The 3,754-nt window shown below is 34.6% G+C and carries 5 protein-coding genes; all 5 read left to right on the forward strand.

What is annotated here, in order from left to right; genetic code table 11:
* Positions 1-37: 37 nt before the first annotated feature.
* Positions 38-613 (forward strand): hypothetical protein, encoded by a 576-nt coding sequence (locus Q0358_RS00885; protein WP_299546049.1) that lies wholly within the window; start codon positions 38-40, stop codon positions 611-613.
* The gene (locus tag Q0358_RS00890) at positions 603-2,150 is read left to right on the forward strand and encodes a DUF3383 family protein (RefSeq protein WP_299546051.1); all 1,548 of its coding nucleotides are present in this window, start codon (positions 603-605) and stop codon (positions 2,148-2,150) included. Before Q0358_RS00885 ends, Q0358_RS00890 begins: the two co-directional genes overlap by 11 nt.
* A 2-nt stretch (positions 2,151-2,152) precedes the next feature.
* On the forward strand, positions 2,153-2,566 hold the full coding sequence (locus Q0358_RS00895) for a hypothetical protein (RefSeq protein WP_299546053.1): 414 nt from the start codon (positions 2,153-2,155) through the stop codon (positions 2,564-2,566).
* Between the two features lie 64 nt (positions 2,567-2,630).
* Positions 2,631-2,963: a hypothetical protein gene (locus Q0358_RS00900; RefSeq protein ID WP_299546055.1), complete on the forward strand. Its 333-nt coding sequence runs from the start codon at positions 2,631-2,633 to the stop codon at positions 2,961-2,963.
* 175 nt (positions 2,964-3,138) lie between these two features.
* On the forward strand, positions 3,139-3,754 hold a 616-nt coding region (locus tag Q0358_RS00905; protein WP_299546057.1), incomplete at its 3' end, for a hypothetical protein.

Raw genomic sequence — 3,754 nt, forward strand, 5'->3', positions numbered from 1 at the left:
TATGGTAATAGGTAGTCAAATAATATAGGAAAAACTTATGTTTTCAAGTGCAAATCTTTACAATCTCTTTAAACCAGAAAAGAATCCTGATTTAATAACGGATTACGATGTTATTATTGGCGGGACACTTTTAACTGCAAATTTTGACAAAGGCGCAATAATCTTAAATTTAATAAGTTCTAATAATGTAACTTCACAATATAAAGATTTTTTAAATCCCATTGTGAACAAAAAAGAAAATGAAGATGGCGAGATTATCGCAGAAGCAAGCATAAAAGAATATAGCTATATACAAAGTAACTATCAAATTGATATTTATAAAGTTAATTCGGCGAATGTTAATTATATAGAGACGGAAATAGTGGCGCTAAAGATTAGAGAATGGTTAAAGAGTTTAGAAACGATAGAATATTTAAAAACCTTGGATGCGACTATTTTGCCCTGTTACTCTAATATTAGCTATACTTCTGAACTTTATAATAAAAAGTTTGTTAATCGCGCTTTCTTTGATTTTTCAATTATAAGTATTGCAAATATTGAAGAGGCGGTGGACGCAATAGAAAAAGTCCTAATTACAGAAAATTTAATTTACGGAGGCTTAAATGGCAAATAAGGCATTACCTTTAGACTTAATCATTGATGTAACAAGTGTTGGTGTTAAAGATACTTTTACAATAGGCAAGCTAAACACAATCATTATAGAAAAATATAACGAAGCGTTACCTATTGAAAAATTCACACAAGTAGCAAACTTGCAACAAGCGCAATCAATTTTCGGATTTGATAGCCCTGTTGTGGATTTTGCCAGTGTATATTTTGGATTCTTAAGTAAAAGCGCTACAAAATGCGATTATTTATTTGTTTATAGTTGGAGTGAAGCGGATTTGCCCGCCGTGTTAAAAGGCGGAAAAGCGCCTGCGCTAAGTGTATTAAAGACTCTTAATGGCGGTTTTAATATTACAATTGGGAAAACAACAGCAACTATTAAAAACTTAGACCTAACAGGGGCTACAGATTTCGCAAATGCGGCATCATTAATTCAACAAGCAATTAATGGCGCGGAAGGGCAGACCTCAAACAATAATTTTACAGACGCGGTCGTTTCATATTCACCGATAACGGGGGGATTCATTGTAAAAAGTGGGCTTAAGGGCGCAGGAGAGACAATTTCTTATATTTCTGCGCCAACAGATGGAACAGATATTAGTGGGTCCTTAGGCTTGAGAGAGATTGACGGAGCAAGAATTATAGAGGGCGATAATGGGGCTAATACATTTGCAGAAGCGTTAAAAGAGATTTCAGACAACAACGGAAATTATTACCTAATTTCTCCTAACTTTGAATTTGATGATGTGGAAACTGATTTAACTGCTTTTGGGCAATTCCTAAATACGAGCAATGATAGATTTGCTGGAGTTTATAGCTGGAGTAATCCGCAACTGGATATCTTAAATAGTGGCGCTACGCAAGCATATGAAGGTTATAATGGCTTAATCATTGACAATAAAAAACAAGATTATCAAAACGCCCTTTTATGTGGAATCATTAGCGCTTTAGATTTAACAAAGAACGGCGGTAATTACAATATTGCCTTTAACGACGCAACAAGCTTCCAAGTTAAGGCGATAAGTGATAGAATGGCATACGAAGCAATGGTCGCTAACAAAGCTAACGCGCCTTGCAAATTTGGAGTCTTAGGGCAAGATGATACAATTTATATGGACGGCACAATTTTAGGTAACAAGACTTCAAGCATAAATGTGTATGTTTGTAACAGCTTTTTAAAATTTAAACAACAAATACAACTTTTTAATATGTTTAAAGCACAAAAGCTAATCGGAGTAAGGGGGAGTCAATCGCAAGCGATAGTTTATAGTTATTTAGATAGTGTTTTCCAAGAGGCGGTTAATGCTAATATTATTGCACAAGGGGTTTCTCTAACAACAACCGAGCGAACATCGGTAATTGATACATTTAGGGGGCTTGTAGATGATATAAGTCAAGTTATAGAGAAACTGGAAACAAGCGGTTATTTTTATATTATATCGGATATTAATGTTACAACACGTGAAATATCAATCACAGAAGCTTACACGGCAAACACACCTGCTAAAAAAATTGTGATAAATAATTATATCTTAGGAGCTTAAAAATGGAATTGCACGATTTATCAGTCTTAGACACATCGGTTATTGTTGTAGCTAATGGATTACCTATTGTTATGGACAATTTCGATCCAAACAGCGACATCCTTAACCCATCTGCACGAACAACAGGGGGCGGGGAGGTTTCACCTGATGGGCATATGAATACTTGGATGTTACGAACTCCTATTGAAGCAACACTAACAGTAACAGGGGCTAGCATAGGGGGGAAAACATTACAAGGATTATCAAATGCACAAGCAAGAGGCAGAAAATTGGAAGTCTCTGTTATTGTTACAAAAGGCGGTGTAACTACTACACTAAGCCCGGGAGCGCTACTAAGTGCAACGCCTGTCCCACATCTTGGCAGTCAAAAAGAAAATCCTATTGTATTTACATTTATGTTTGGAGATGTCTTATAAGACTATCCAAGATTTAATTTATCAATCTTGGTATAATTTCAATAAATTAAAATAAAGGATTTCAATGTATGAATTAGAAAATAGGGAATTTGATTTTAAAAGAGTTAATACACAAGACGCACTAAAAATTAAAAGTGCAATGATGATTTTAGCTAACGAAAAATCAACACTTGAAAATATAGAAAAAGCCAATAAGGTTATTGATGATTTGGCTATTAAATATCTTAGGACAAAAGACAATAAAGGCAATTGGTTAGAAAATATAGAACCTGTTGTGATTGAATCATTATTTAATAATGAATTCGCAATTATTGAAATTACAGCAAAATTCCAGGAGAGATTGCAGGGTTTTTTATCAGCCTTGCCGAGCTTCCAACATATGAACAAAAAAGCATAGGTTACCAATATCCACATAATGATGATTTTCTAGTTGTGGGGTTAGTTAGTGCAGGGTTAGGAAGTTGGAGGGATATTATGGAGATGGACATAGAGAACGCAATTAATACTTACAGAATCATATATATAAACCGCTATAATGAAAATCTCTATTATCAATCACAGCAAGGCAAGAAATGAATGATATTTTAAAAGAATTTAAGATTGTTTTTGGGCTTGATAATAAAGAGCTTGAAAGTGGCATTAAAGAATCTAGCAGTAGCCTTAAAAATTTCGGTAAATTGTTTGGTGGAATAGTTGCTACTTATTTCAGCGTTGGTGTGTTTAATTTCAATAACGAGCTAAGATATAATATTGATTTATTGGGCGGAGATTCCGAAAAAATTACTGCTTTGGGTGGCGCTTTAAAGAGATTCGGCGGAGATACAAATAGCGTAATAAGTGCTATGAATAGCCTAAGTGGTGCACTTGAAGAAGCAAAAAATGGCGGTGGCGCATTAATAGAAGTAAGCAAAAAATATGGAATCGCATTTAATCCATTTGCAAGCGCAGAAAGCACATTAGAAAGCCTTAGCAAGCAAATGGGGAATTTTTCCAAACAACAAAGAAAAGCAATTGCCGAACAATTAGGATTCGACAGAGCGCTAACGATAGCTTTTGCCGATGGCGGTAAAGAGTTGGGCAAACTTATAGAAAAGCAAAAAGAATACGGAGCTACTACAGAAGAAGACCTAAAAATATCAAAGGAATTTAGTTATTCTTTTTTAGATTTAAAAGATATTTTTAGCTCTT

This window comes from uncultured Helicobacter sp. (assembly GCF_937893305.1).
Classification (GTDB): domain Bacteria; phylum Campylobacterota; class Campylobacteria; order Campylobacterales; family Helicobacteraceae; genus Helicobacter_D.

Excerpts from the sequence above, each read along its gene's own strand:
- Q0358_RS00900 (WP_299546055.1), top strand. The coding sequence starts at position 2,631 with ATGTATGAATTAGAAAATAGGGAATTTGATTTTAAAAGAGTTAATACA.
- Q0358_RS00895 (WP_299546053.1), top strand. The coding sequence starts at position 2,153 with ATGGAATTGCACGATTTATCAGTCTTAGACACATCGGTTATTGTTGTA.
- Q0358_RS00885 (WP_299546049.1), top strand. The coding sequence starts at position 38 with ATGTTTTCAAGTGCAAATCTTTACAATCTCTTTAAACCAGAAAAGAAT.
- Q0358_RS00890 (WP_299546051.1), top strand. The coding sequence starts at position 603 with ATGGCAAATAAGGCATTACCTTTAGACTTAATCATTGATGTAACAAGT.